General features: G+C 64.3%; 24 protein-coding genes and 1 riboswitch. Of the genes, 8 read left to right on the plus strand and 16 right to left on the minus strand.

Annotation, left to right across the window (positions count from 1 at the left end):
• Window positions 1-10 precede the first annotated feature (10 nt).
• A complete protein-coding gene (gene fba / locus NKI49_RS10730) occupies window positions 11-1,075 on the minus strand; it encodes a class II fructose-bisphosphate aldolase (RefSeq protein WP_352598847.1) in 1,065 nt (354 codons plus the stop codon).
• Between the two features lie 273 nt (window positions 1,076-1,348).
• On the opposite strand from fba, the gene NKI49_RS10735 reads away from it, so the two are divergent.
• The 3 genes from NKI49_RS10735 to derI are packed head-to-tail and all read left to right on the plus strand — an operon-like array spanning window position 1,349 to window position 3,380.
• Window positions 1,349-2,119 carry a DeoR/GlpR family DNA-binding transcription regulator gene (locus NKI49_RS10735; RefSeq protein WP_352598845.1) on the plus strand — a complete coding sequence of 257 codons (771 nt, stop codon included), beginning with the start codon at window positions 1,349-1,351 and terminating at the stop codon, window positions 2,117-2,119.
• A gap of 18 nt (window positions 2,120-2,137) precedes the next feature.
• On the plus strand, window positions 2,138-2,896 hold the full coding sequence (locus tag NKI49_RS10740; RefSeq protein ID WP_352598843.1) for a triose-phosphate isomerase: 759 nt from the start codon (window positions 2,138-2,140) through the stop codon (window positions 2,894-2,896).
• A gap of 40 nt (window positions 2,897-2,936) precedes the next feature.
• The gene (gene derI / locus NKI49_RS10745) at window positions 2,937-3,380 is read left to right on the plus strand and encodes a D-erythrulose-4-phosphate isomerase (RefSeq protein ID WP_352598841.1); all 444 of its coding nucleotides are present in this window, start codon (window positions 2,937-2,939) and stop codon (window positions 3,378-3,380) included.
• Here the strand turns inward: derI and dhaL are convergent.
• The 4 genes from dhaL to NKI49_RS10765 form a co-directional block, all read right to left on the minus strand.
• A complete protein-coding gene (dhaL, locus tag NKI49_RS10750; RefSeq protein ID WP_352598839.1) occupies window positions 3,377-4,015 on the minus strand; it encodes a dihydroxyacetone kinase subunit DhaL in 639 nt (212 codons plus the stop codon). The genes derI and dhaL overlap by 4 nt on opposite strands.
• Window positions 4,016-4,026: 11 nt before the next feature.
• On the minus strand, window positions 4,027-5,034 hold the full coding sequence (locus tag NKI49_RS10755; RefSeq protein WP_352598836.1) for a dihydroxyacetone kinase subunit DhaK: 1,008 nt from the start codon (window positions 5,032-5,034) through the stop codon (window positions 4,027-4,029).
• A 76-nt stretch (window positions 5,035-5,110) separates the two neighbouring features.
• Window positions 5,111-5,584, minus strand: a complete 474-nt coding sequence (locus NKI49_RS10760; RefSeq protein WP_352598834.1) for a 6,7-dimethyl-8-ribityllumazine synthase — start codon at window positions 5,582-5,584, stop codon at window positions 5,111-5,113.
• Between the two features lie 77 nt (window positions 5,585-5,661).
• Window positions 5,662-5,808, minus strand: a riboswitch (FMN riboswitch).
• Window positions 5,809-5,868: 60 nt separating this feature from the next.
• Window positions 5,869-7,059 carry an MFS transporter gene (locus NKI49_RS10765; protein ID WP_352598832.1) on the minus strand — a complete coding sequence of 397 codons (1,191 nt, stop codon included), beginning with the start codon at window positions 7,057-7,059 and terminating at the stop codon, window positions 5,869-5,871.
• 48 nt (window positions 7,060-7,107) lie between these two features.
• On the opposite strand from NKI49_RS10765, the gene NKI49_RS10770 reads away from it, so the two are divergent.
• A complete protein-coding gene (locus NKI49_RS10770) occupies window positions 7,108-7,647 on the plus strand; it encodes an Lrp/AsnC family transcriptional regulator (RefSeq protein WP_352598830.1) in 540 nt (179 codons plus the stop codon).
• Between the two features lie 157 nt (window positions 7,648-7,804).
• Window positions 7,805-8,617, plus strand: coding sequence for a class I SAM-dependent methyltransferase (locus NKI49_RS10775; protein WP_352598941.1), 813 nt, complete (start codon window positions 7,805-7,807; stop codon window positions 8,615-8,617).
• An 11-nt stretch (window positions 8,618-8,628) separates the two neighbouring features.
• Here the strand turns inward: NKI49_RS10775 and NKI49_RS10780 are convergent, their stop codons facing one another.
• Both NKI49_RS10780 and oiaX read right to left on the minus strand, forming a co-directional pair.
• Window positions 8,629-9,951 (minus strand): four-carbon acid sugar kinase family protein, encoded by a 1,323-nt coding sequence (locus NKI49_RS10780; RefSeq protein WP_352598939.1) that lies wholly within the window; start codon window positions 9,949-9,951, stop codon window positions 8,629-8,631.
• An 8-nt stretch (window positions 9,952-9,959) separates the two neighbouring features.
• Window positions 9,960-11,210 carry a 3-oxo-isoapionate-4-phosphate decarboxylase OiaX gene (gene oiaX / locus NKI49_RS10785; protein ID WP_352598828.1) on the minus strand — a complete coding sequence of 417 codons (1,251 nt, stop codon included), beginning with the start codon at window positions 11,208-11,210 and terminating at the stop codon, window positions 9,960-9,962.
• A 186-nt stretch (window positions 11,211-11,396) separates the two neighbouring features.
• Here oiaX and NKI49_RS10790 point away from each other — a divergent pair, with 186 nt between their 5' ends.
• Window positions 11,397-12,110 (plus strand): transcriptional regulator NanR, encoded by a 714-nt coding sequence (locus NKI49_RS10790; protein WP_352598826.1) that lies wholly within the window; start codon window positions 11,397-11,399, stop codon window positions 12,108-12,110.
• A gap of 7 nt (window positions 12,111-12,117) precedes the next feature.
• Here the strand turns inward: NKI49_RS10790 and apnL are convergent, their stop codons facing one another.
• From apnL to mtnK, 9 genes are all read right to left on the minus strand, one after another.
• Window positions 12,118-13,956, minus strand: a complete 1,839-nt coding sequence (gene apnL / locus NKI49_RS10795; protein WP_352598824.1) for a D-apionate lactonase — start codon at window positions 13,954-13,956, stop codon at window positions 12,118-12,120.
• Complete coding sequence (locus tag NKI49_RS10800; RefSeq protein ID WP_352598822.1) at window positions 13,953-14,987, minus strand: Gfo/Idh/MocA family protein; 1,035 nt, start codon at window positions 14,985-14,987, stop codon at window positions 13,953-13,955. Before NKI49_RS10800 ends, apnL begins: the two co-directional genes overlap by 4 nt.
• A gap of 2 nt (window positions 14,988-14,989) precedes the next feature.
• Window positions 14,990-16,054, minus strand: a complete 1,065-nt coding sequence (locus NKI49_RS10805) for an ABC transporter permease (RefSeq protein WP_352598820.1) — start codon at window positions 16,052-16,054, stop codon at window positions 14,990-14,992.
• A complete protein-coding gene (locus NKI49_RS10810; protein WP_352598819.1) occupies window positions 16,047-17,603 on the minus strand; it encodes a sugar ABC transporter ATP-binding protein in 1,557 nt (518 codons plus the stop codon). The genes NKI49_RS10805 and NKI49_RS10810 overlap by 8 nt, the downstream gene beginning before the upstream one ends.
• A complete protein-coding gene (locus NKI49_RS10815) occupies window positions 17,600-18,262 on the minus strand; it encodes a DUF2291 family protein (protein WP_352598818.1) in 663 nt (220 codons plus the stop codon). The genes NKI49_RS10810 and NKI49_RS10815 overlap by 4 nt, the downstream gene beginning before the upstream one ends.
• An 81-nt stretch (window positions 18,263-18,343) precedes the next feature.
• Window positions 18,344-19,285 (minus strand): D-ribose ABC transporter substrate-binding protein, encoded by a 942-nt coding sequence (locus NKI49_RS10820; RefSeq protein ID WP_027023079.1) that lies wholly within the window; start codon window positions 19,283-19,285, stop codon window positions 18,344-18,346.
• A 329-nt stretch (window positions 19,286-19,614) separates the two neighbouring features.
• Window positions 19,615-20,442, minus strand: a complete 828-nt coding sequence (locus NKI49_RS10825) for a phosphogluconate dehydrogenase C-terminal domain-containing protein (RefSeq protein WP_352598817.1) — start codon at window positions 20,440-20,442, stop codon at window positions 19,615-19,617.
• A 220-nt stretch (window positions 20,443-20,662) separates the two neighbouring features.
• Window positions 20,663-21,757 (minus strand): S-methyl-5-thioribose-1-phosphate isomerase, encoded by a 1,095-nt coding sequence (mtnA, locus tag NKI49_RS10830; protein WP_352598816.1) that lies wholly within the window; start codon window positions 21,755-21,757, stop codon window positions 20,663-20,665.
• On the minus strand, window positions 21,754-23,025 hold the full coding sequence (gene mtnK, locus NKI49_RS10835) for an S-methyl-5-thioribose kinase (RefSeq protein ID WP_352598815.1): 1,272 nt from the start codon (window positions 23,023-23,025) through the stop codon (window positions 21,754-21,756). The genes mtnA and mtnK overlap by 4 nt, the downstream gene beginning before the upstream one ends.
• A gap of 137 nt (window positions 23,026-23,162) precedes the next feature.
• Between mtnK and NKI49_RS10840 the strand changes: the two genes are divergently transcribed.
• Window positions 23,163-24,674, plus strand: coding sequence for a sugar ABC transporter ATP-binding protein (locus NKI49_RS10840; RefSeq protein ID WP_352598937.1), 1,512 nt, complete (start codon window positions 23,163-23,165; stop codon window positions 24,672-24,674).
• Between the two features lie 86 nt (window positions 24,675-24,760).
• Window positions 24,761-25,756 carry an ABC transporter permease gene (locus NKI49_RS10845; protein ID WP_352598935.1) on the plus strand — a complete coding sequence of 332 codons (996 nt, stop codon included), beginning with the start codon at window positions 24,761-24,763 and terminating at the stop codon, window positions 25,754-25,756.
• The last annotated feature ends 33 nt before the right edge of the window (window positions 25,757-25,789 follow it).

Consider the following 25,789-nt stretch of genomic DNA (forward strand, 5'->3'; position numbering starts at 1 on the left):
CGCCGCCGGCTCAGCCGAATTTCGGGTCGAGGCTGCCCGACTTGTAGCGCTTGGCCATTTCCGAGACCGGCAACGGCTTGATCTTCGGCGCGTTGCCGGCGGTGCCGAATTGCTCGAAGCGCTCCTTGCACAGCTTCCTCATCGCCGCCATCGCCGGCGTCAGATATTTGCGCGGGTCGAATTCGCTCGGGTTCTCGGTCAGCACCTTGCGGATCGCGCCGGTCAGCGCCATGCGATTGTCGGTGTCGATGTTGATCTTGCGTACGCCGTGCTTGATGCCGCGCTGGATCTCTTCCACCGGCACGCCCCAGGTTGGCTTCATCTGGCCGCCATATTTGTTGATGATCTCCTGCAGGTCCTCCGGCACCGAGGACGAGCCATGCATGACCAGATGCATGTTCGGCAGGCGGCGATGGATCTCCTCGATGACGTTCATCGCCAGCACCGCGCCGTCCGGTTTGCGCGAGAATTTGTAGGCGCCGTGGCTGGTGCCCATCGCCACCGCCAGCGCGTCGACATGGGTGTCGCGCACGAACTGTTCGGCCTGGACCGGATCGGTCAAAAGCTGGTCGTGGCTGATCGCGCCTTCGACGCCGTGGCCGTCTTCCTGCTCGCCGCCGCCGCTTTCAAGCGACCCCAGCACGCCGATTTCACCCTCCACCGAAACGCCGCCCCAATGCGCCATGTCGACGACGCGCTTGGTGATGCCCGAATTGTAGGAATACTCGGCCGGCGTCTTGCCGTCCTCCTTCAGCGAACCGTCCATCATCACCGAGGTGAAGCCATACTGGATCGCGGTGACGCAGGTGGCTTCGTTGTTACCGTGATCGAGATGCATGCAGACCGGGATGTCGGGATGGATCTCGACCAGCGCGTCGATCAACTTGGCCAGCACCACGTCATTGGCATAGGCGCGCGCGCCGCGGCTCGCCTGCAGGATGACAGGTGATTTGGTCTCCTCCGCCGCCTCCATGATGGCGAGGCCTTGTTCCATGTTGTTCATGTTGAAGGCCGGCACGCCATAGCCGTATTCGGCCGCGTGATCGAGCAATTGTCTCAGTGTGATGCGAGCCAACGAATAGTCTCCCGTATCTGGTTTCGAGCCTGTGGTTGCGGGCTGTCCGCGCATCGTCCAGCCCACATTGCTTCTGGCCGGATTTCCGGGCAACCGCAACTGCCGGACGGCGCGACGGTTAGCAATTCTTGTTACAGCGCGACCATGAAAGCGACAGGAATATCCCAGGAAAATATCTCATTATCACAAAATTCCTGATATTTTTGCGACGATATCTGTTATGTCTCGGGTCTCGATCAAAGAGCTGCGGCTCATCGGTGACGATCGGCTTCTATGAAGAGCGATAACAGGCGGCAAGGCATCATGGATTTTCTGGTGGACGCCGGCGCGGCGAGCGTCGACGATCTCGCCTTGCGCTTTGGCGTCTCCAAGATGACCGTGCACCGCGATCTCGACGAGCTCGAGGAAAGCGGTTTTCTGCGCAAGGTGCGCGGCGGCGCCTCGATCCAGCCGAGCGGTCTCTTCGAAAGCGATTTCCGCTATCGGCAGAAGCAGGCGACGGAGGAGAAGCAGCGCCTGGCAGCGGCGGCGGCGGCGATGATCGAACCCGGCCAGACGGTGATCATCGACGACGGCTCGACGGCGGGCGGCATCGCCAGGCATCTCGCCGATCTGCGGCCGCTGACGGTGATCTCCAACAATCAGGCCGTCATCCAGGACCTGGCCGGCACCGGCGGCATCAATTTGATCGCGCTCGGCGGTCAATACAGCAAGAAATTCCACGGCTTTTTCGGCCTGCTCGCCGAGGCTTCGCTCAGATCGCTGCGCGCCGACGTCGCCTTCCTGTCGTCTTCGGCCATTCACGGCGCGTCCGCCTTCCATCAGGACCAGGAGGTGGTGCAGACCAAGCGGCTGATGATGGCGGCGGCGAGCCGCAGATATCTGTTGGTCGATCACGGCAAGTTCGGCCGCACGGCACTGCATTTCCTGACCGATCTGAAGGCGTTCGATACGGTCTTCACCGGCCGCGAGCCGGAGCCTGGAATGCGCGAGGTGCTGGATGCCGCCGGCGTTTCGCTGACGGTGGTCGCCAACAAGGATTGAGCATCAAGGAGCGTAGGCGTGGTTTACTGGGTCGGTACAAGCTGGAAGATGAACAAGACGCTGGCCGAGGCGCTGGATTTCGCCGAGGCGTTGGCCGGGTTCGTTCCCGGTTTCGACGACCGCATCCAGCCTTTCGTCATTCCGCCTTTCACGGCGGTACGCGAGATCAAGCAGGCGCTGTCGTCGACGGGCATCAAGGTCGGCGCCCAGAACATGCATTGGGCCGACGCTGGCGCCTGGACCGGCGAGATCTCGCCGTTGATGCTGAGCGACTGCGGGCTCGACCTGGTCGAACTCGGCCATAGCGAGCGGCGCGAACATTTTGGCGAGACCGACCGCACGGTCGGCCTCAAGACCGCCGCGGCGGCAAAGCACGGCCTGGTGCCGCTCATCTGCGTCGGCGAGACGTTGGCGGAGCGCGAAAGCGGGCGGGCCGATGCCGTGTTGACCGGCCAGGTCGAGGGTGCGCTGCAATTCCTCGAAGGCGAGGCGAAGGCGGCAAAAATCCTGTTCGCCTATGAGCCGGTCTGGGCGATCGGCGACAAGGGCATTCCGGCCAGCTCCGACTACGCCGATAGGCAGCAGGCGCTGATCAAGAAGGTGGCCGGCGGCCTGCTGCCGTCCGTGCCGCCGGTGCTCTATGGCGGCAGCGTCAATCCCGGCAATGCCGCCGAGCTGATCGGCCAGCCCAATGTCGACGGCCTTTTCATCGGCCGCTCCGCCTGGCAGGCGGAGGGCTATATCGACATCCTGAGCCGCGCCTCGGCGGCGATCTGAACCAACCCAAAACGCATCCAGTCAAGGAAGGACACCGACCATGAAGATAGCCATCGGAGCCGATAGCGCCGGCAAGCCGCTGCTCGATGTCATCGCCGCTCACCTGGCGACGAAGCCCGGCCTGACCGTCAGCGATCTCAGCCAGGCCGGCTACTATGCCGACCTGTCGCAGAAGCTCGCCCAGACGATCGTCGACGGCGAGAATGAACGCGGCATCCTGTTCTGCGGCACCGGCATCGGCGTCTCGATCTCGGCCAACAAGGTGCCGGGCATCCGCGCGGCACTCACCCACGACACCTATTCGGCCGAGCGCGCGGCGAAATCCAACAACGCGCAGATCATCACCATGGGTGCCCGCGTCATCGGCCCGGAACTGGCCAAGGCGATCGTCGACACCTGGCTGGCGTCGGAGTTCGACGAGAAAGGTCCGTCCGCCGGCAACGTCCAGGCGATCGACAGGCTCGATGCGGCGAAGCGGATTTAAGCCAGGCTGTTCCGCATCGCGGCGATGACCGTCACGGCCGACGCCGCACCCGGGTCCATGTGCCCGAGCGAGCGTTCGCCAAGCCGCGAGGAGCGGCCCTTGGCGGCGACCATGTCCTTGGTCGCTTCCGCGCCGCGCTCGGCAGCGGCAAGCGCGGCGGCGAGGCTTTCCGGCAAGCTCTCGCCTGCGGCGTGTGCGGCGGCGGCGGCTTCCGCCGCCGGTTGCCAGGCATCGACCATCGTCTTTTCGCCAACTTCCGCCTTGCCGCGATCCTTGATGCCTTGCGCCATCGCCTGGAGCAGGGCGATGAGGTCGGCGTCCTCCAGATTTGCCTTGCCCTTGACGGCGGAAGCGGCGCGCATGAATGCCGTCGCATAGAGCGGGCCGCAGGATGCGCCGACGGCGTTCAGGAACGATTTCGCCGCCGTGTTGAGCAGCACCGTCGGCTCGGCCGTCGCAGCGTCGAGCGATGCCAGCGCGTCGCGCACGGCGCCGAAACCGAGCGCCATGGCAATGCCGTGGTCGGCGTCGCCGATGACGCCGTCGAGCTGGCAGAGCCGGTCCCTGTCGGCCTCGATCGACACCGCGATCGCATCGAACATTCTTTTCAGGTCGGTCGTGCCGATAGCGGTCATGAAAAGTTCTCTCAGCCGGCGCGGAACATGGCGCAGTCGCAAGGATGGTCGAGCATCGTCAGCAGCTCGCCGTCGAGATGTTCCAGCGTCACCGAGGCGCCGGCCATTTCGAGCGAGGTGCAGTAATTGCCGACCCAGGTCGCGTGGATGGAGACGCCGATGTCGTCGAGCCGCTGCTTGATCCGCCGGTTCATGATGTAGAGTTCCATCAACGGTGTCGAGCCGAGCGAATTGACCAGCACCGCGACCTTGTCGCCGCGCTTCGGCGTCAACTCGGCGAAAATCTTGTCCAGCATCTCGTCCGTGATTTCGTCGGCGGTCCTGAGCTTGCCGCGCGCGATGCCGGGCTCGCCATGAATGCCCATGCCGATCTCCATCTCGTCGGCGCCGATCTCGAAATTCGGCCGCCGGGTCTGCGGCAGCGAACAGGGCGACAACGCCACGCCCATGGTGAAAGTGTGGTCGTTGGCCTTGCGCGCGATGCGCTCGACCTCGTCGAAGGAAAGCATGCGGTCGCAAGCCGCGCCCGCCGCCTTGAAGATGAAGATATTGCCGGCGACGCCGCGGCGCTTGTGCCGCTGGTCGCGCGCCGCCGAGGCGACGTCATCGGTGGTGAGCACGGTGCGCACTTCGATGTCGTCCATTGCGGCCATCTCGGCCGCCATGTCGAAATTCATCACGTCGCCGGCATAGTTGCCGTACATGAACAGCACGCCGGCACCGCCGCTCGCCGCCTTGGCGCATTCAAGGATCGGATCCGGCGGCGGCGAGGCAAAGACGTTGCCGATTGCCGCCGCATCCGCCAGTCCCTTGCCGACGAAGCCGAGAAAGGTCGGCTCATGGCCCGAGCCGCCGCCGATGACCAGCCCGACCTTACCGGGCCGCGGCCCGTCGCGGGCGATGATCGAGCGCGGGCTGGCGTCCGCGCTCCTGAGATGGCGAGGATGCGCGGCGAGGATCCCTTCAAGCATCTCGTCGACGGCGCGATTGCCGTCATTGATGATCTTCTTGGTCTGCACCGGCATCCTCCCGAACTCGGCATTTCCTGAGATACTACAGGCTGTTACCGGGATTTCCACCCCGCCATCGGCTGTTTCAGGCGGCGATGCGCTCGCGTGCCGCGAGAATCTCCACGCAGGCATTGGCCGCTTCCTTGCCCTTCACCTGGAAGTGCTCGAAGAAGAAGCGGTGGTGCTCGGCGCTGTCGTGGTAATTGTGCGGCGTAAGCACCGCCGAAAGCACCGGCACGCCGGTCGCCAGCTGCACGTTCATCATCCCGTCGATGACGGCGCCGGCGACGAACTCGTGCCGGTAGATGCCGCCATTGACGACGAACGCCGTGCCGAGGATCGCGGCATGGCGGCCGGTCTCGGCCAATGTCTTGGCGTGCAGCGGGATCTCGTAGGCGCCGGGCACGTCGAAGATTTCGACGACGAAGCGCTTGTCCCCGAGTGCGGAAAGTTCCGCCTCGAAGGCTTGCACGCACTGGTCGACGATGTCGGCGTGCCAGCGCGCGCGGATGACGGCGATGCGGGTCGTTTCATAGTCTTTGTGGGAATGCTGATTCATGGGTCCATCCTTCCGTTTCGAACCAGAATCAGGACGCACGATACGAAATCCGGCCCGCCGAGGCGGTCCGCCTTCCGTTTCGTTCTCTTCCATCCGGACTATACCGTCGGCCCCGGAATCACACCGGATCTGCTGACCTCTCCGATTGTGTCGAAAAGCGCTCGCGGGCTTGGGCCAAAACCCTTACCGCCGGTGGGGACTTTCACCCCGCCCTGAGAACATTAACGGGCTTTGTATGGAAGGGCAGGGCGTGGCTGTCAACCGGGCGACAAGCCGGTGGATCATCACGTCCTGTTTGATTGGCCCGTGCGCCACGCCGCCGCCGCGGCGGCAACCAGCATGAGCAAGGCCGCGACCAACGCGCATGTCGTAAAGCCGAAGCTGGAATAGAGCGGCCCGAAGCCAGTGGTGCCGACAAAGACCGCCAGATAGGTCACCGCGCTGTTCAGGCCCATGATCGTGCCGCGCCGGCCCGGATCGAGCGCCGACAGGCGCATCACCAGCACGTTCAGTCCGAAGTGATTGGCAAGTCCCCACACCGCGACCATGGCTATGGTCAGGCCGAAGCTGTCGCTCGCCATGGCGATGGCGACGTAGACGACGGCGACAAGGAGATAGGCGAACGGCATGACGCGTCTCGCACCCAGCCGGTCGATCACGCCGTCGAGGAGAGCGGCAGTGCCGAAACCGATGCCGTAGGCGAGCGCGGCCCATCCATTGGCACTCACAGGCCTGCCCAATACGCTGTGAAGGTGATCGCCGAGATAGCCGTAGACACCATAGAAGGCGGTCATGAAAGCGGCGCAGGCGATGAGAAGCGGCACGATGCCCGGAATGCCGAGAGCGCCCAGCGGCGTCGGTGCCGGGCCGCTCTTCCTGATGTCGCTCAGCGACGTCAGCGTCAATCCGGCCAATGCGAGCGTTGCGAGCAGCGCGACGGCCGCGAAAACGGCGCGCCAATGCACGAGATCGGCAAGCACGGCCGACAGCGAGACGCCGGCGACCATGCTCAACGTCCAGCCGGTCAGCACGACGCCGATCGTGCCGCTTTCGCGGCCAGGCGGCGCGATCGCCGCCGAACTCGCATAGATCGCCGGCATGGCGATCCCGGCGGCAATGCCGGCGAGCAATTGAGCGGCCACCAACGTCGCCACCGTCGGTGCCGCCGCGCTGGCGACAAGCGCTATCGCCAGCAACAACAATGCGCCCTGGAGCATCCGGCGCGCGCCGACCCGGTCGATGTAGCGCGCCAGGAACAGGGCGCTTGCCGAGGTGCCGAGGCCGAACACGGCCGACGCGATCATGACGACCGGCACGCTTGTCCCGAACGACGACGCGACAGCCGGCGCTATCGGACCCAGAACCAGCGAGTTCGAGCCGATCACGGCGATGCATCCGGTCAGCAGATAGGCGAGCGCCGGGATGGGCGGCCTGACGTTGCCTGACAAGGCTGTGGCTTGATCGCTGTTCGACATATAGCCATAATGGCCGTATTGAATTCCGTAGCAATCGGGAATCTCGATATGGATGAAGAAACAGATGGTGTTCCGCCGAACAGGCCAGCGCCCCGCGATATCGATGCGACCGACCGAAAAATATTAGGCGTTCTCGTCGACGACGCGACGATCAGCTATGCCGAACTCGGTGACCGCGTCGGCCTTTCGCCGCCCGCTGCCCATGAGCGCGTCAAGCGTCTTCGCCGCAGCGGCGCCATTCGCAGCACCGCGGCGATCATCGATCCAAAGGCGGTGAAGAAGCCGCTGCTCGCCTTCGTGCATATCGACACCAAGGGCTGGGGCAAGACCCCCGAACTGATGGCGGTTTCGCAATATCCGGAGGTCGAGGAGATCCACTCGGTCGCCGGCGACACCTGCATGCTGCTCAAGGTCCGCACCGAGGATACAAGGGCACTCGAAGGGCTGCTGTCGCGTCTTTACGAGACGCCGGGCGTCACCTCGACGCGAAGCTATGTCGTTCTGTCGACCTATCTCGAGCGGCCGGTGCAGCCCGGCGTCACCACGCAATGGCCAACGCCCAGGCATATGAGCAAGCCGCTGTATTAGGGCGCGGCAAGCATGCCTTGACCGACGCAAGCTGTGTGAAGGCGATGCACCGCAAGCTGCCGACCAAGTCGCGGGCTTGCGGTTTGCCATGCAGAGGGACACAATCGCTTGCGTATGCTGGTCTCGCGAGCCACCGAACGGACGGCGGGTGATGGCAATGTTGGCAACGGATAAGCTGTTCTCTGGCTCGATTCCGGAAAACTACGACCGCTATATGGTGCCGTTGATTTTCGAGCCGTTCGCCGCCGATCTCGCACGACGAGCAGCGTCCCTGTCGCCAAGCGCTGTTTTGGAAACCGCCGCGGGCACCGGGGTTGTCACTCGCGCATTGGCGCCGAAACTGTCCCCCGGCGCAAGCTATGTCGTAACCGACCTCAACCAGCCGATGCTCGACTACGCCGCTTCAAGACAAGCGCCCGACAGCCGCATCAAATGGCGCCAGGCGGACGCCTTGGCGCTGCCGTTTGAAAATGCGGCTTTCGATCTCGTTTGTTGCCAGTTCGGCGCGATGTTCTTTCCGGACCGCTCATCCGGCTACCGCGAAGCCAGGCGAGTCCTGAAGCCCGGAGGACATTTCTTGTTCAACGTGTGGGATCGCATCGAGGAGAATGTATTTGCAGATGATGTGACGAATGCGCTCGCAAGGATTTTTCCGAGTGATCCGCCGCGTTTTCTGGCACGCACGCCGCATGGCTACCACGATACGGCAGTGATCCGCAGCGAGCTGGAGAACGCCGGTTTCTCGCGCGTGGTGATCGAGACGAGAGCCGAACAAAGCCGTGCCTCCTCGGCGCGCATTCCGGCCGTTGCCTATTGCCAGGGAACAGTCCTTCGCACCGAAATCGAGGCCAGGGACCCGGGAAAACTGCAAGCTGCAACCGATTACGCCGCATCCGCGATCGCAGACAGGCATGGCAGCGGCGAGGTTGCCGCCAAGATTCAGGCTCACGTGATAATGGCTGTGGTCTAGGCGTCGAGATCCTAGCTTCCCAACCGGATCGTCTCGAAATACGCGTCGGTGCCGACCTGGCCGCCCTTCAGCGCTATTTCGAGCCCATCGATCGCGCCACCGCCATGCGCGAGGCAGAGCGGCGAGCCAGGTGATTGCGGCAACGGCATGCGCACGGTCAGGGCGTCGATCGACAATTGTCCTAGCGCGTGGCTGGAAGTGTCGCCGCCGGCGATCACCGCACGCTTGAGTTTCTGTTGGACGACCAGCCGGCGCAGGATGGTCCCCAACGCCCGGCCAAGCCTGTTTCGCGCTCCTTCGACATGATCGATCTCCGCACTGCGGTCGGCCTCGGGGCCGAGGGCCGTGTAAAGGATGACGCTACGCCCCGCCGCCAGGCTCGCCAGGCCGCTCGCGACGGCGCGCTCGATCGCCTCGCCGGCGCCCTCGGAGACAAGCTGCATGGCATCCATCTGGATGCCAGTGAAGCCGTGGGCGAGAGCAAAGCGGATCTGCTTCTCGGTGGTCGGGGATACGCTGCCGGAAACCACGGCGAGCCGGTCGACCGGGCCGGGCGGCGTGAATGCTGCGTGCGCCGAGGCGATGCCTTTGCCTGCCCATTCGGCGAGCAAGGCATATTCGACGCCCGACGATCCGACGATGAAACCATGACCCTGGTCGTGGACGCGCCAGATCTGTTCGCCGACGAGCGTCTGCGTTTGCCGGCTTTCCACGTCAAACAGGACGATCGCCCGGTTTTGCAGGACCTGATCGACCCGTTGCGGCAGATCGTGCTGTTGCAGCGCCGCCAGATCGATGAGGCCGGATTCGAGGTCGGTCTGGCGCGACAGATGGACGAGCAGGTCGGCCTCGGTCATCGGCGTCACTGGGTGCCTGCTCATGACGGGATGCCGGTCGATGCGGAAATATGCGCCGCCAAACGCCGCAAACAGGTTTCCGAAGGCGGTATAGCGTTTGAGCTGCGGTGCCCCGACGACCACCGGCACGCTCTTCTGGTCGAAGACGCGCCTGCCGATCTCGATCGCGCGGCCGATATTGCCGATCGCCGAGCTGGAATCGAACGTCGAGCAGATCTTGTAGTGGCAGACCGCGGCTCCCAGTCCTCTCAGCCATTCGAATGCCGGCGCCAGATTTTCGTCCATCCATTGCGGGGTTTCGCTTCGGCTCGTGCCCGCCAGTCCGATGGCGCGGCAATGCGAAAATCGCTCCAGCAAGTGCTGGTTGGGCCGGCGCATGAACAGCACGGTCGGCACGCCGCCGAGTTCGAGCGCCTCCATGACGTCGGTCGAGCCGGTGAGATCGTCGCCATAGTAGCTGAGCAGCAGGTTTTGCACGGCTTCGCTCATGCCGCCTTGCCGTCGCCGAACTTCTCGATCGACCGCGCCAGTTCGGGGTGGCCGCGGGCATAATCCGCCAGCGGAATGCCGTCGACGGCGGCTTGCCAGGCCTGCTGGACGGCGCGCACGCCGGCGCCGGGGCCATCCGGATGGCTGACGATGCCGCCGCCGCAGAGATAGAGAAGATCGACCGTGCGTCCGGTGCGTTCATAGGTCTCGGGCGCCTGGCCACCCCACTGGCCGGAGCCGGCGACCGGCAGGGCGCAATCGTCGGGCGAGAAGATCGGCGTCGTCACCGCCTCGAAGGAGCGTATGAAGGAATTGTCCGGCTCCCAGTATTTCGAGGCGATGCCGTTGATCTGGAACTGGTCGACGCCGAGCAGGCGCCAGAATTGCTGCCAGACCTTGAAATCCATGCCGAGGCCGGGATGGCGGGTAAGAATGTCCCAGCCATTGCGGTGGGCGTGCAGCACCAGGCCGGAGCGCTTTCTAAGGTAAGCCATGCCGCCGAAGCCGATGGAGTTGATGTTGACCACCGCGCAATTGCCGCCGGCTTCGATCACCAGATCGTGGTTGCGCATCATCTCGTCGGGGTCTGCATGCGAGATGCCGAACGCGTACATCACCTTCTTGCCGGTCTTCTGCTCATGGTCGAGAATGAGCGGCATAACCGCCTTCACCCGTTCCGCCAGCGGCGAATAGGCCGGGCTCATCAGCTTCTCGTCGTCCTTGATGAAATCGACGCCGGCCTCGACCAGCTCGCCGACCATTTCGGCCGTCTCATGCGGCCTCAGCCCCAGCGCCGGCTTGACGATGGTGCCGATGATCGGACGGCCCTCGACGCCGGTCAGCCTGCGGCTGCCGGCGACGCCGAACTGCGGGCCCGGATGCGCGCCCCTGAATTCTTCCGGCAGCTTCATGTCGACGACCCGGATGCCCGACAGGCCCTTGATCGAATAGGTCCCCCCGATGGCGATGGTCATCAGCGCCGAGAGGTCGGTGCCGATCGCATCGAACGGAAACGCGATGTCGACGTCGGCGCGCTTGAAGGGCCCGCCGCCAGCCTCGGGAATGGACGGCTGCTCGGCATCGGGCAGATGCCGGATCGCCAGCACCCGCGCCGCCACGCGCGCCTTCAGTTCCTCGGTCTCGCCGGGCAGCGCAACGAAGGTGCCGGTCGACTGGTCGCTGGCGATCTTGGTCGCCAGCGCCTCGATGCTGCCTGATGTTTCGATGCGATAGGTGAGAGTGATCATCGTGGCCGGCCGGTTGGGAACTGATCCGAAAAAAGTTTCGTCACGCTCGAAATCTGGTATAATGAGTACATAAGTATTGCAAGCAAATATCCCGCTTTCGGCAGGACGGATCGGGTAAGGGCAGGCATTCCGGTAATCCTGCCGGGAATGCTACACAGAAACCGGACCAGGGAGTGATTCGCGGCGATGAACCGTTCGGAGCCGATCGTCCGGCGCAAGCTTTCCGATGAAGTCTTTGTCAGGCTGAAGCGGCTGATCACCAGCGGCGAGTTGCAGCCGGGCGACGACATGCCGTCGGAACGCGAATTGATGGAGCGCTTCGAGGTGGGCCGGCCGGCGATCCGCGAGGCCATGCAGGCGCTGAGCAATATGGGCCTCGTCGCCATTTCGCATGGCGAGCGCGCCAAGGTTCTGCAGCTGACCGCCAAGTCGATCATCAAGCAGGTCGACGGCGCGGCCAAGATCATCCTGTCGTCGTCGAAGGATACGCTCGAGCACCTGAAGAGCGCGCGTATCTTCTTCGAGCGCGGCATGGTCAAGGAAGCCGCCGAAAAGGCAGGCGCCGAGGATGTGCAGCGGCTCAAGGCGACCGTTGCGGAGCAACGCGCCGCACGCGGCGATTCCGAAGCCTTCATTTCCGCCGACATGAAGTTTCACACTCAGATCGCGTCGATATCGGGCAATCCGATCTATGTCGCCGTCAGCGAGGCGATGCTCGGCTGGCTGAAGGAATACCACACCGAGATGCTGATCTGGACCGGCAAGGAAAAGTTCACGCTGACCGAGCATGAGGAGATCATCGACCGCATCGAGCACGGGGATGCCGACGGCGCCGAAAAGGCGATGATCAAGCACCTGGAACGCTCGCGCGCGCTCTATGTGATGAACTCCGAGAAGTAAGATCCCCCTAAGCGATCCGGGTGATGGCGTAGGGCGACAGGACCAGATGGCCGTGGCCGAATTCAGAGGCGTCGACCGAAACGTCGTCCGCCGTCAGGTTTGCCAGCCACACAACAGTTTCGCCGGAGGCGCAACGGCCGGCCAGCGCCGCTATCCGCGTTTCGTCGCTCGTCTTGGCGGACACCTGGGCGAGCCCAGCCAGTTCGCAAAGCGCCCTGATGGCCTGGAAGACCGGTCGCGGTGATCCTTCGGCGACGGGTTCGTCCGCTGCCGCGAGCACCCCGAATGGGCCGGTGAAGCTGGAAAGCGTCAGCATCTCCAGCCCGGCCGGCGCGACGCGCGCGGCATAGCCGATCGTCCATGCCGCGGCGAACAGGCCGGCATGGCGCGGATCACGGTTGGCCATGGCGACGCGCTGGTCGTCCGGATTGTCCTTGGTCGCGCCGCCATAGGGGTTCTGGCGCATGGCAATCGTCGAAGGCCCGATGCGGTAGGGTTTTGCCCCGAAGATCGTCCGCGCCGACTGGGTGATGAAGGGCAATGCCTCCAGCGACTGCATCACGCTGAGATCGTCCGCGGCATGCACGATCGGGCAGGTGCAGTGCGTAATGAAATCGAGCTGGTCTGCGGGAACGCGCTTGCGGTTGAGCTCGGTGAAATAGCTGAACATGCCGCCGCCGAGCCGGATATCGGGAAAGGCGCGGCGGGCGGCGGCATAGACATCCTCGAGCGGTGGGCATGCCGGCCAGGCGCTGCCCGGTGGCGTCGATTGCCGGTCGACTGAAGGCGACACGGCAATCGCATCGAGCCGCAGGCCTGCGCGGCGCACCATATCGGCGACACCGGCAAGCTCGGCCTCGAGGTTGCCGGTGCAGGCGACCACGCATTCGAGCGTCGTCGCGGCGGGGTAGCCGGCGGCGAGCAGTGCGTAGGTCCGCAACACCTCGAGGCCATGGCCGCGCGTCGGATCGAAGTGGAACAGGAACTGCTGCGGGCCGAGCCTCGCCAATGTCGGCAGGCTCGCGAGCGCTGCCGCCACATCCCCGGGATAGATCACCACGCCGATATCGGGCAGTCTTGGTCCGGTTTCGCCGAGTTCGATGCGCACAGCTTCGCCGGTTGCCGCGACAGCCGAAGGCTTGGCGTCGCCTGTGATCGTAAGGCTGACCGTCTGCCGCATCGGCTCGCCGGCCGGCAGCACATAGGGCCACGGCAATGCGAGAGGTCGCACATAGGTCTTGTAGGAGGCATCCGACCAGTTGCGCTGGTCCTCCATCTCGAACGTATCGCCTTCCATCCGGCATTCGGCGCTGACGCCGGGTCGCACCCCATGCGTGATGGCGCGCATATTCTTGAAGGGCTGCCAGGGATCGATCTGCAAGGGCAGCCTGGTGTCCGCCATGTTGCCGTCGGTATGCTCGACCGTCACCGGGCTGCCGGCGAGACCCGCGACCGGATGCAGGATGCAGAAGCCGCAGCGGTTGGTCTCGAAATCGCTTTCGGGCAGGGCGTCGACATTGAAGACCAGCTTGCCGTCGGCGGAGCCCTGGATCGTGGCACGGAAGCCGAGGCGGCTTCCGCCTGGCCCGATGCACTTCGCCGAATAGGTGACCGAGAACGCGTCGGCGCCTTGGTCGATGACAAGGTCGGTCAGCGCGGGCTCGTAGGTGCCCCAGTCGCGGTCGCGCACGATATAGGCGATGGCCCGCAGCACCTCCGTGCCGTCATGGCGGATGGTCCGCAGATTGCCGTTGACAAGATCAGCGCTCATCGCGCCCGCGCGCAACCGGACCGGCGCGGCTTCGGCCGCGCGCGTGCCGTAGAGCGCGAAGGCGTCGGTGGTCATCTCAGCAAGGCATCGAGCCGGACAGGCGCGCCGCTCGCGGCACCGGCATAGGCCGCCTCGACCAGCGCGAGCGTCTTGAGGTTGTCGGCGCCGGAAGTCTCTGGCTCGATCCTTTTTGCCAGGCAATCGACCCAGTGCTTCTGGATCGCGACGACGCTTTCCTGGATGTTGTGCCAGGGGCGCGAGGCCCAGGGCAGCAACGGCGGCGAGATGTCGCTGACCTTGGTTCCGCTCTTGCCCACGACGGTGAGCCGGTATCCCTGCGCCAGCCGGATCGTGCCGTCGCTGCCGTCGATCTCGATCAGCGTCTCGGGGAACGGCTCCACGGCAAGCCTGGTCGCATAGCTGCAATCGACGATGGAAATGGCGCCGCTCTCGTGGTCCATCAGCATCGTCGCCACATCCTCGCCGGCGATGGCCGGATTGATGCGCGCCGTGCGGGCGGTGAGGCTCGTCACATCGCCCAGCAAAAACCGAGCGATGTCGAGGATGTGGATGCCGAGATCCTCGATGATGAAGCGTTTTCCCGTCGCCAGATAGGGCTGGCCGGAAAATACGTCATAGGCCGAGCGGAAGGAGATGCGCCCGAAGAAGGGCGTGCCGATCTCGCCGCTGTCGAGCGCGGCCCGCACCGCCTGGATCGGCGACTGCCAGCGAAAATTCTCATGCACCATCAGCGGCACGCCGGCCTTGGCGCAGGCCTCGACCATCAATTTGGCATCGGCCAGTGTCGGCGCGAACGGCTTCTGGCAGATCACCGGAATGCCGTGCGCGGCCGCCATCTCGACCAGCGGCCGATGGCTGCCGACCGTGGTGGCGATGTCGACGAAGTCGAGTTTCTCCCCGGTAAACAGCGCCGCCGCATCGGTGTAGCGCCGTGCCACGCCGAACTGGTCGCCGACGATCCGCAGCCGTTCCGGGTCGCGGTCGCAGATGGCGACGATCGAGGCGCCCTCGATGTCGCGCCAGGCATGCATCTGGTTGACGGCGAAGAAGCCGCAACCGATCAGGGCTCCGCTCAAGTTCGCCATGATCAGCCCGCCTTTGCCATCTGCATCAGCGTGACGCGTTGCTGGAGCCGGCGCTGCGCCTGGTCGACGACGACGGCGACAATGATGACGAGGCCCTTGATGACCATCTGCCAGAAAGAACTCACGCCCATCATCACCAGCCCGTCCGACAGGATGCCGATGACGAAGGCGCCGACGATGGTGCCGCCGATCGTGCCGCGGCCACCCGACATCGAAGTGCCGCCAAGCACCGCCGCGGCGATGGCATTGAGCTCGAAGCTCTCGCCCGTCGCCGGATGCGAGGCCATCAGCTCCGACGAGATGATCAGGCCGACGATCGCAGCGCAAAAACCGGAGAACATGTAGACGAACATCTTGACCATGTTGACGCGCACGCCCGAGATCCGCGCCGCGCGCTCGTTGCCGCCGACGGCGAAGATGTGGCGGCCGAGCGGCGTGTACCTGGCGAGATAGGCTGTACCCAGCGCCACCACGATCAGGATCCAGATCGACACCGGCAGCCCGAGGAGCCGGCCGGCGCCGAGGAAGCCGAAGCCGGTGGTGCCGAGTTCCGGCTTGCCGACGAGGTTGGGAAAGGTGCGCCCGTCCGACGACAGCAGCGCCAGGCCGCGCGCCACGTAGAGCACGCCGAGCGTGGCGATGAACGGCGCGACATTGAGCCTGGTGATCAGCAATCCGTTGACGGCGCCGATCGCTATGCCGACCACCAGTGTGATCAACGCGATCTCGACCACGTTGAAATAGATCGTGTAGCCGAATTGCAGGTCGACGCCGTTGAGCACGAGATAGCCGGCCACCATGCCGCACAGGCCGACGATCGAGCCGACCGAGAGGTCGATGCCGCCGGTGATGATGACGAAGGTCATGCCCATGGCGAGGAAGGCGTTGAGCGCCACGTGCTTGGCCATCAGGATCAAATTGGCGGCCGACAGGAAGTTCGGCGCCGCGATCGAGAAGAACACCAGCACGGCGATCAGCGCGATGAAGGTCCTGAGCTTCATCAGCGTCAAAAGCATGGAGCCGCTGGAAGCGGAAGGAGCAGCCGCCTTGGCCGGGATGTCAGTCATGGGCGATGTTCTCCGTGTGCGGGACCGGTCCGTGGCCGAGCGCCGACGCGGCGACGATCGCCGCTTCCGTCGCCTCGGCGCGGTCGAACATGCCGGTCAGTTTGCCATTGCTCATCACCGCGATGCGGTCTGACAGGGCCATCACCTCGTCGAGATCGGAGGTGGCGAACAGGATGCCGAGCCCCTCGCGCGACAGCTTGCGCATGGTGCGGAAGACGTCGGCCTTGGCGCCGACATCGATGCCGCGGCTGGGCTCGTCCATCAGCAGCACCTTGGGTCCGGTGAGCAGCGCCTTGCCGATCACCACCTTCTGTTGGTTGCCGCCCGACAGCGAGGAGACTTCCTGGGCGGGATTGGCGACCTTGATCGCCAGTTCCCGCACCATCTGCATCACGGCCTGCTTCTCGGCGCCGCCGCGTATATGGAACAGGCGCACGAAACGGGACAGGCTCGCCAGCGTCAGGTTGCTGGCCACGGAAAGGATCGACACCAGCCCTTCGCGCTGGCGATCCTCGGGGATCAGCGCCAGCCCGCGCTTGATACGTCTTGTCGTGTCTCGCTCCTTCACCTGTTTTCCGGCAATGAAGATCGTTCCGCTGGCGTGGCCGTGGCGGCCCATGATGCAGTCGAACAGCTCGCTGCGCCCGGCGCCCATCAGCCCATAAATGCCGAGGATCTCGCCGGCCCTGAGCGACAGCGAGACGTGGTCGACCGCCAGTCCGCCGGTTACGCGCGGCAGGCAGATCTGCTCGGCGCGGAAGATTTCCTCGCCCGGCACATGGCCGTCAGCCTTAGCGAAATCCTTGGCGTCCGAGCCGATCATCTGCCGCACGATCCACTGCGTATCGACTTTTGCCATCTCTTCCTGGCCGGTGATGCGGCCGTCGCGCAGCACGGTGATGTAGTCGCCGATGCGGATCAGTTCCTCCAGGCGGTGCGAGATGTAGACTATCGCCACGCCGCGGGCCTTGAGGTCGGCGATCACCTTGAACAGGATCTCGACTTCGGCGGCACTCAGCGCCGAGGTCGGCTCGTCCATGATAAGGATCTGCGCATCGAGCGAGACCGCCTTGGCGATCTCGACCAGTTGCTGCTGGCCGATGCGCAGATCCTCGACCAGCATGTCCGGCCGGATACCGGCTTCCAGCCGCTCGAGAAATTCACCCGCCCGCCGCTCCTGCTCCTTGCGGTCGATCTTGCGGAACCGGTTGGTGATCTCGCGGGTCGCGAAGATGTTCTCGGCCACCGTCATGTTGCCGAACAGGTTCAGCTCCTGGAACACCATGCCGATGCCGCGATTCACCGCGTCACCCGACGACGAGAACGAGACCTCTTCGCCTTCCAGCAGGATGCGCCCGGCTGTCGGTTGCTCGACGCCGGCGATGATCTTCATCAGTGTCGACTTGCCGGCGCCATTTTCGCCGACCAGCACGTTGACCGCGCCCTTGCGTACCTCGAAATTCGCATGCTTGACCGCCACTGTGCCGGCATAGACCTTCGAAATGTCTTCCAGCTTCAGGATAATGTCGTGACCGGCCGCCGCATTCATGGTTTCGGCCCGATCTCGGCCTCCGCCGGTGTCACCAGCGGCAGGTCCTGGCCGCTTTCGATCGTGTAGGCGCCGAGCACCTTGGCGGTGCGGCCTTCCAGCGCCTCGCGCGGCAGCTTGGAAAGCACGGTCTTGTCGGCATGGGCATTGAAGGCCTTGCCGAACTGGGCGAAGTCGATCTGGTTGGTGAAATCGTTGAACTGGACGAAGTCGAGGCTGTCGCGCAGCGCCGTTCCGCGCATGGCCGGTCCGATCTGGACGCGGGCATCCGCCTTGCCGTCGCCGTCGATGTCGATGTCCATTGTCGCCGCGCGCGACTGCGTATTGGCGGCAACAATCTTGCCCTCGACGCGGACCGCGAAGGTCCATGGCGAATTCGCCTGCTTCTTGGGATTGCCATATTTGGCGCCGGCGGCCGCGGGATCGGTTTTCGCCAGGGCGTGAACCTCGGCAAACGGCCCGGCCTTCTGCCGCAGGTAAGGAATGACCTTCGCGGCCCAGATGTCCCCGACCATCTTGTCCGGGCTAAAGGCAGCCGCATTGCCATCGCCTTGCGCCGATGGCGTCGGCAGGATCTTGCAGGCGCCGAGGCCGATCCCGGCGCTCAGGACCAGGATCGGCCAAATCGCTTTAGTCGGCCAGTTCGGCTTGTTCGGCATGGCGGTCAGAGGCACCCGGAAAGTGAAATGAAGGCGAGGGACGAACCTGCGTTCGCCCCTCGCTGTTTGCATTGCGCCGGCTCAGTTCTTGAGCGCGAAGGTTTCCAGCTTGGCGGCATTGTCGCCGTTGATGAGCACGCAGTCCATCAGCTGTTTTTCCTTCTCGGGCGACTTCTTGTTCTTGATGAAGTCGCTGGCCTGCTCGACCGCCATCTGCGCCTGGGCGTAGGCCGGCTGCAGGACAGTCGCCTTGATGCCGCCGGAGGTGATCGAGTCGCGCACGTCGTTGGAGCCGTCGAAGCCGACGACGATGACATCCTTGCGGCCGGCCGCGGCAAGCGCCGCATAGGCGCCCATCGCCATCGTGTCGTTGCCGGAGATGACGCCTTTGATGTCGGGATTGGCCTGCAGGATCGATTCCATCTTGGAATAGGCCTCGGTCTGGCTCCAGTTGGCCGACTGCTGTGCGACCATCTTCAGGTCCGGATAGTCGTCGATGACGTCGTGATAGCCCTTGGAGCGAATGCCGGCATTGGTGTCGGATTCCTTGCCGACCAGCTCGACGAAATTGCCCTTCTCGCCCATCAGCTTGACGAACTCCTGCGCGCCGAGCTGGGCACCCTGGTAGTTGTTGGAGACGATCTGCGCCACGGCGACGCCGGTGGCGTTGATCTCGCGATCGATCAGGAACGAGGGGACGCCGGCGTCCTTCGCCTTCTGCACGGCGGCGACGGTGGCATCGGCGCCGGCATTGTCCAGGATGATCGCCTTGGCGCCGCGGCCGATAGCGGTGTCGATCAGTTCGGACTGCTTGTTGGCGTCGTCGTCGTGGACCAGCACCAGCGCTTCATAGCCGAGCTCCTTGGCCTTCGCCTCGGCGCCGACGGCTTCCGCCTTGAAGAACGGATTGTCGTGCGATGGGGTGATGATGGCGATCAGGTCGGCCGCGAAGGCGGGTGCCGCCGTGCCAAGCGCCAGCACGCCGGCGAAAGCCGCGAGCGTCATTCTGCGTGTAAGTTTCATGAAGTCCTCCCATTTTGAAAAAGAAGCCCGAGCCTGCTGCCCGGACCGGTGTCTGATCTCGTTTCGGGCGTATGCGGACCTGGATCAGGTTCCGTCGCAGCAACTTTGCCTGTCGGCCGCCGCTGAACGGGTCCACCGTGTGATCCCAGTCTCTGGGGCGCCCCTCCACCGCCCAAGCCTCCCAATCGCCAGCAAGTTCGTGTGGCCGGCATCTTAAAAACAGCTAAGGCAACTGGTATGATGAGTCAACCACAAATTCAGGTGACATGTACCGGATGAGCGGCCGGCCGATGCCAGTCTCACCAGGGGAGAAGGAAGAAGGTCCCGTCTCAGGTGATCCGCTGGATGCTGGCTGCGATTTCCTCCGGCTCGAACACGCGCTTCCAGTCGTCGCGCATCAGCACTGGCTTGCCGAACTCGATGGCCTTGTTGCAGGCATCGGAGAACACGCCCTTGGTTTCACCGAAGATGACGGCACCGAGCACGTTCATGTGGCCGAGCAGGAAATCGAGCGCCGCCTGCTGGTCGACGCCGCGCGCCACCACCTCGTCGACGGCTTCCTTCATGACGACCAGCAGCGAGGCGCATACTGTTTCAGACAGACCAGGTTCGAGCAGCGCCATCTGCTCGACCGTGACCCGGTGCGCGCGCATCACCGGCGCCCAGATGATTTTCGCGATGGCTTCGCCCTTGGCGTAATCCTCTTCAGGCCCCTGCATCAGGGCGCTGACCATGTGCTGCTTTGCCTTGACGCCGCCGAAATAGTCTTTCTTGGCGGCCATGTCGGTCTCGTCGTTGAAGATCGGCGGATGGCAGGGGTGCGTGACGAAATAGGTCAGGTCCGGCCGCTTCGGCAAATGTCCGGCGAAAGGTGCCGCCGCGTCGAGCACGATGACCATGGTGCCCGGCGCAAGCTTGCTCTCGATGTTGGTCGCGACCTTGCCGATATGGGTGTCCGGGACAGCCAGGATCACGACATCCGCGCCAAGCAACGCCTCATCGGCGCTGACCGTATCGAAGCCCAATCCGCTCTTCAGCCGCTCGCGGCCAGCGTCGCTGACCTCGACATGCCGTATCGTGTAGGGCGAACCGCGAAAATTGGTCGAAAGGCGGTATCCCATTTTCCCGCCGGCTCCAAACAGCGCAATTGTCGTCATCTCTTGCTCCTGATCCGCGATGATGGCTTTGCCGGTCGCCATCTCATCATCTGGTATGATCACTCTACCACCATTTGGCAACTGAAATCGTCCGAGACCGTCATGATGCGGTTTCAGCGGTGTGGAAATTTCCCGAAACGTTGGCGGGACAGAGAGCGGCGTTGGCCCGCCGGCATCTCACGCCGTCCAGGTCGCAGTGGTGCTTGAAGGTTGCGGCGGATCAAGCCCTGTCGGGGAACATCGCCTTCAGGCCTTCGCGCGAGGCCTTGGCAACCCCGCGCTCGGTGATGAGCCCGGTCACCAGCCGTGCCGGCGTCACGTCGAAGGCCGGGTTTGCCGCGGGCGTCGCCTCGGGCGAGACTCGCACCTGGGCGATCTCGCCGGAGGCGGTCTTGCCCCAGACCAGCGAGACCTCGTCGCCCGAGCGCTGCTCGATCGGGATCTCGGCCAGCCCGTCATGCACCGTCCAGTCGATGGTCGGCGACGGCAAGGCGACATAGAACGGCACGTTGTTGTCGGCGGCGGCAAGCGCCTTGAGATAGGTGCCGATCTTGTTGCAGACATCGCCGTCGGCGGTGGTGCGGTCGGTGCCGACGATAGCCATGTCGATCGCACCGCGCTGCATCAGGTGGCCGCCGGCATTGTCGACGATCAGCGTGTGCGGCACGCCGTGGCCGGCCATCTCCCAGGCGGTCAGCTGGGCGCCTTGGTTTCGGGGCCGCGTCTCGTCGACATAGACATGGACCGGAATGCCGGCTTCGACAGCCAGGTAGATCGGCGCCGTCGCCGTGCCGTAGTCGACGGTCGCCAGCCAGCCGGCATTGCAATGGGTCAGGATGTTGACCGGCTCGCCAGGCTGCTTGCGCGCGGCGATCGCCTTGATGATCTCGAGCCCGTTGGCGCCGATGGCGCGGTTGAGGCCGACATCCTCGTCGGCGATATCGGCCGCGCGCTTGTAAGCCGCCTCGGCGCGTTGCTCGGTTGGCAGCGGCTTGAGGAAACGCCGCATCTCATCGAGCGCCCAGCGCAGATTGATCGCTGTCGGGCGTGTCTCGTGCAATGTTTCCCAGACGGTATCCAGCGCGGCATCCGACGGATCGTCCGCCATCTGCATGGCGACGCCATAGGCCGCGGTGACGCCGATCAGCGGCGCGCCGCGCACCCACATGTCACGGATGGCGGTGGCGATCCCGGCAACGTTGCCGATCCTTTCGATGCGGAAATCATGCGGTAGCCAGCGCTGGTCGATGATCTCCACCGATCGCCCGTCGTCGCTCAGCCAGATGGTGCGGTAGTGGCGCTCGCCGACGTTCAAATCCCGTTCTCCTGTTCGATCAGCGCGGCCAGTTGATTGACCTCGTCGATGCTGTGGATATGGCGCCGGTTGACGGCGATGTGGCGGCCGAATTTCAGCGCCTTCGCCTCACAACTGGCGCGCAGATCCTCGTCGGCAATAGTCTCGAAATCGGCATTGTGGGCGAGGCCGAGAATACGCCGGTGGACCTCGATCCCGGCAAAGCCGAGCAGATCGGTCCAGATCTGGTGCAGCACATGGTCGAGCGCCTGCTCGGCGCCCAGCCTGTCGCCCTGGTCCTCGAACAGGCTCTGCTGGTAGAGCATGCCGGTGCGTTCGGTGCGCCACAGACGCGAGAACTCGGCGCGGAACACCGACCATGTTTCTAGCGTGACATCGAGCAGATAGGCGCGCATGGCATCGCGCGTTCCCTGCTGTTCATGTCCACGCTGCGAGAAGAACGACATCCAGAAATTGGCGAGCAGCATGCCGACGTCGAACGCCATCGGGCCATAAAAGGCGAATTCCGGATCGATCATCCGCGTCTGACTGTCGGTGACCATGATCGACCCCGAATGCAGGTCGCCATGCAGCAGCGTCTCGGCGTTGGCGGCGAAGACGTGCTTCAGCCGCTGCGCCTCCACCTTGAGGTCGCGGTCGGCGCGGAGCTCGGCAACGAGGCCGTCGAGCTGCGGACTGGTGTGCCGGTTCATCCTGGCGTCGAAATAGGGGTCGGAGAAGACCAGGTTCTCGGTGATGTCGCAGAGCTCGACATTGTCGGCGAAAAGCGCCAGGTCGGCTTTGCGGTCCTTGGTCGCCATCGACAGGTCGGAACCACGAAACAGCGTGCGAGCCATGAACAGGCCGATATCCCGGGCAATGTTCGGCAACTGCCGGCCTTCGATCAGCGCCCGCCGCAGGATGATGTGCGGCGACAGAAATTCCATGATGATCAGCGCCTGGCCTTCATCGAAGTGATAGATGGCCGGCACCGAGCCCGGCGCGCGCGCCTCTTGGCGGGTTAAAGCATGATATTCGAAGAAAGAGCGCTTCAACGGCAGCGGCCAGCTGTCGCCGACCAGCCGGACATAGGGCAGGGCCTGCTTGACCACGGCGGCACCGTTGGCGCCCTCGACGATGAACACCAGGTTCAGGTTGCCGTCACCGACCTCGCGGACCCTCCAGGCACCCGTGTCCTTGCCGATCTTCGCGCACAGCGCCTCGTTCGTGCCGAGGCGCGTTGAAAGCGTCTCCACCGACAGTGCTTCGAACGGCGATTTTCCAGTCATTCTTCTCCCTCCCGCCTGTGCGCTCCCATCATAAGGGAGCCTTAGCGGCTGGGCCAAGCTAGGAAGCTGCCTGGCAATTGTCAATCGTGTTGACAATTGCCGACATAGCCCATAGCGTCGTGGTCAGGGAGGAGCGCATGGTCGGCAATGCCGTGTTCCGCGTAGAGGGACTGAGGAAATCCTTTGGCCGCAACGAGGTGCTCGGCGGCGTCTCGCTCGAACTCCATGCCGGTGAAGTGACCGTGCTGATGGGCGCCAACGGCGCCGGCAAATCCACCCTCGTCAAGATCGTCAGCGGCGTCTACGAACGCGATGGCGGCACCATGACCCTGGCCGACCAGGACTTCGCGCCGGGAAAACCGGCGGAAGCGATCCGCGCCGGCGTCGTCACCGTTCACCAGAACATCAATGACGGTGTCGTCGCCGATCTCGACGTGGCCACCAACCTGACATTGGACAGGCTGAGCGGCAGTGGCGCACCGGTTCTGTTCAACCCGGTCCGCGTGCGCCGCGAAGCCAAGGCGGTTGCCGACCGCATGGGCCTGGCGATCGACTTGAAGGCACGCGTCAGCGATCTCTCGCTGGCCGATCGCCAGATGGTGGCGATTGCCCGCGCCCTGGCGCACCAGCCGAAAGTGCTTATCCTCGACGAACCGACCTCGTCGCTATCGAGCGCGGAAGCCGATCGGCTTTTTGCGCTGGCCGACAGGCTGCGCGCGCAAGGCGTGGCGATCCTCTACATCTCGCACCGCATGTCCGACATAAGGCGGCTTGCCGACCGCATCGTCTCGATGCGCGACGGCGTCGTCTCCGGTGTCTTCGACAGGAAGCCGCTCGACTATGAAGGTGCGGTCAATGCCATGCTCGGCCGCAAGATCCATCTCGACCGCATCGTCGCCAGGAATTCGGCCAAGCCGATCCTGACGGTCGAAGGCCTGCGCATCGCCCAGGGCGCCCGGCCGATATCGCTGACGCTTGGCGACGGCGAGATCGTTGCGATCACCGGCCTGGTCGGCGTCGGCAAGACAGCACTTGCCGAGACGCTGTTCGGCATGCGCCGGCCGCTTGCCGGCACCATGACGATGGGCGGCAAGCCCTATGCTCCGGGTTCGGCCGGCGAGGCCATTGCCGCCGGCGTCTTTCTCGTCGCCAAGGATCGTGCCACCAGCGGCATCGTCGGCGGTTTCAACATCGAGCGCAATGTCAGCCTGCCGTTCCTGAAGCGCATGTCGAATTTCGGCGTCCTCAAGCGCCGCCTGGAGCGCGCCACCGCGCGCCGGCAGATCGAGGAACTCGGCATCGTCTGCCGCTCCGAGAAGGACGAAATGCCCACCCTTTCCGGCGGCAATCAGCAGAAGGTGATGGTCGCCCGCTGGATGGCGCAGGATGCAAGGCTGTTTATTCTCGATGAGCCGTTTCAGGGCGTCGACATTTCGGCCAGGCGCGACATCGCCGCCAAGCTGAGGGCAAGCGCCAACGGCCGCGCCACGCTGCTGTTCGTCACCGAACTCGACGAGGCGCTGGAGACGGCCGATCGTATCCTGGTGATGTCGGAGCAGACCATCGTCGGCGAACATCGCAACGCCGACATCGATCTCGATCGCCTGCTAGCCGAAGTGGCCGGCGGGCCTTTGCACAGCGCGGCCTGACGGCTGCAATTGAAGAACCGACGATGAGAATTGGAATGGATCGCATGGAGACGAGTAAAAGCGGCAGCGGTGCGCGGGAGCGCCGGGTGACGCTGCGCGACCACGCCATACGCTACGGTTTCATCGTCCTGTTGTTTGGGCTCGTCGCTTATTTCGCGATCGCCGCCGACGGTTTCGTCTCGCCGCAAAGTGCCGTCTTCATTTTCCAGTCCGTCGCCATCACCGGCGTGCTGGCGCTCGGCGTCACCGCCACGCTGGTGGTCGGCGGCTTCGACCTGTCGATCGGCTCCGTCGCCACGTCAGCCATGATGGCTGCGGCCTATGTCATGGTGGTGCTGGAGCAGAACGCTCTCGTCGCGGTCGTCGTCTGCCTGCTGATCGGCGCCGTCGTCGGCCTGATCAATGGCTGGCTGATCGTTTATATGCGCGTGCCCGATCTGCTGGCGACGCTCGGCATGATGTTCCTGTTGGTCGGCCTGCAACGGATCCCGACCGAGGGCCGCTCGATCGCGACCGGCATGACCATGCCCGACGGCTCGGTCGCCAACGGCAAGTTCGGCGACGCCTTCCTGGCGCTCGGCCGCCACCGCTTCGATTTCTTCATCCCGAACCTCATTCCGGTGTCGGTCGTCGTGCTGCTGGTGCTGGCGGTGCTGATCTGGTTCTTCCTCGAATACACCCGTTTCGGCCGCATGATGTACGCCGTCGGCAGCAACGAGCGCGCCGCCGAACTCGCCGGCGCGCCTGTCAAGGCATACAAGATCTGGGCCTACGTTATTTCAGGAGTTTTTGCCTCGATCGGTGGCATTTTGCTCGCTGCCCGGCTTGGACGAGGCGATATCGCCTCGGGTAATAATCTGCTGCTCGATGCGGTTGCCGCGGCGCTGATCGGCTACGCGGTGCTCGGCGCCGCCAAGCCGAACGCCTTCGGCACCGCCGTCGGCGCGCTGTTCGTCGGCATCCTGCTGCAAGGGCTGACCATGATGAACGCGCCTTACTACACGCAGGATTTCGTCAAGGGCGTGGTTCTGGTCGTCGCCCTTGTCTTTACCTTTGCCCTCTCCGGCAGGGGCAGGGGATAGCATCCGACCGGAACAGGATCTGGGTTTAACAAG

The organism is Mesorhizobium sp. M0587 (genome assembly GCF_040320945.1).
Classification (GTDB): Bacteria; Pseudomonadota; Alphaproteobacteria; order Rhizobiales; family Rhizobiaceae; genus Mesorhizobium.

What these genes read in the sequence shown, in the direction of transcription:
- NKI49_RS10805 (WP_352598820.1), bottom strand. Translation starts at nt 16,054, where the DNA reads ATGACTGACATCCCGGCCAAGGCGGCTGCTCCTTCCGCTTCCAGCGGC.
- derI (WP_352598841.1), top strand. Translation starts at nt 2,937, where the DNA reads ATGAAGATAGCCATCGGAGCCGATAGCGCCGGCAAGCCGCTGCTCGAT.
- mtnK (WP_352598815.1), bottom strand. Translation starts at nt 23,025, where the DNA reads ATGACTGGAAAATCGCCGTTCGAAGCACTGTCGGTGGAGACGCTTTCA.
- apnL (WP_352598824.1), bottom strand. Translation starts at nt 13,956, where the DNA reads ATGACCACCGACGCCTTCGCGCTCTACGGCACGCGCGCGGCCGAAGCC.
- NKI49_RS10810 (WP_352598819.1), bottom strand. Translation starts at nt 17,603, where the DNA reads ATGAATGCGGCGGCCGGTCACGACATTATCCTGAAGCTGGAAGACATT.
- oiaX (WP_352598828.1), bottom strand. Translation starts at nt 11,210, where the DNA reads ATGATCACTCTCACCTATCGCATCGAAACATCAGGCAGCATCGAGGCG.
- NKI49_RS10825 (WP_352598817.1), bottom strand. Translation starts at nt 20,442, where the DNA reads ATGACGACAATTGCGCTGTTTGGAGCCGGCGGGAAAATGGGATACCGC.
- NKI49_RS10765 (WP_352598832.1), bottom strand. Translation starts at nt 7,059, where the DNA reads ATGTCGAACAGCGATCAAGCCACAGCCTTGTCAGGCAACGTCAGGCCG.
- NKI49_RS10735 (WP_352598845.1), top strand. Translation starts at nt 1,349, where the DNA reads ATGAAGAGCGATAACAGGCGGCAAGGCATCATGGATTTTCTGGTGGAC.
- NKI49_RS10800 (WP_352598822.1), bottom strand. Translation starts at nt 14,987, where the DNA reads ATGGCGAACTTGAGCGGAGCCCTGATCGGTTGCGGCTTCTTCGCCGTC.
- NKI49_RS10815 (WP_352598818.1), bottom strand. Translation starts at nt 18,262, where the DNA reads ATGCCGAACAAGCCGAACTGGCCGACTAAAGCGATTTGGCCGATCCTG.
- NKI49_RS10820 (WP_027023079.1), bottom strand. Translation starts at nt 19,285, where the DNA reads ATGAAACTTACACGCAGAATGACGCTCGCGGCTTTCGCCGGCGTGCTG.
- NKI49_RS10840 (WP_352598937.1), top strand. Translation starts at nt 23,163, where the DNA reads ATGGTCGGCAATGCCGTGTTCCGCGTAGAGGGACTGAGGAAATCCTTT.
- dhaL (WP_352598839.1), bottom strand. Translation starts at nt 4,015, where the DNA reads ATGACCGCTATCGGCACGACCGACCTGAAAAGAATGTTCGATGCGATC.
- NKI49_RS10790 (WP_352598826.1), top strand. Translation starts at nt 11,397, where the DNA reads ATGAACCGTTCGGAGCCGATCGTCCGGCGCAAGCTTTCCGATGAAGTC.
- NKI49_RS10770 (WP_352598830.1), top strand. Translation starts at nt 7,108, where the DNA reads ATGGATGAAGAAACAGATGGTGTTCCGCCGAACAGGCCAGCGCCCCGC.
- NKI49_RS10775 (WP_352598941.1), top strand. Translation starts at nt 7,805, where the DNA reads ATGTTGGCAACGGATAAGCTGTTCTCTGGCTCGATTCCGGAAAACTAC.
- NKI49_RS10760 (WP_352598834.1), bottom strand. Translation starts at nt 5,584, where the DNA reads ATGAATCAGCATTCCCACAAAGACTATGAAACGACCCGCATCGCCGTC.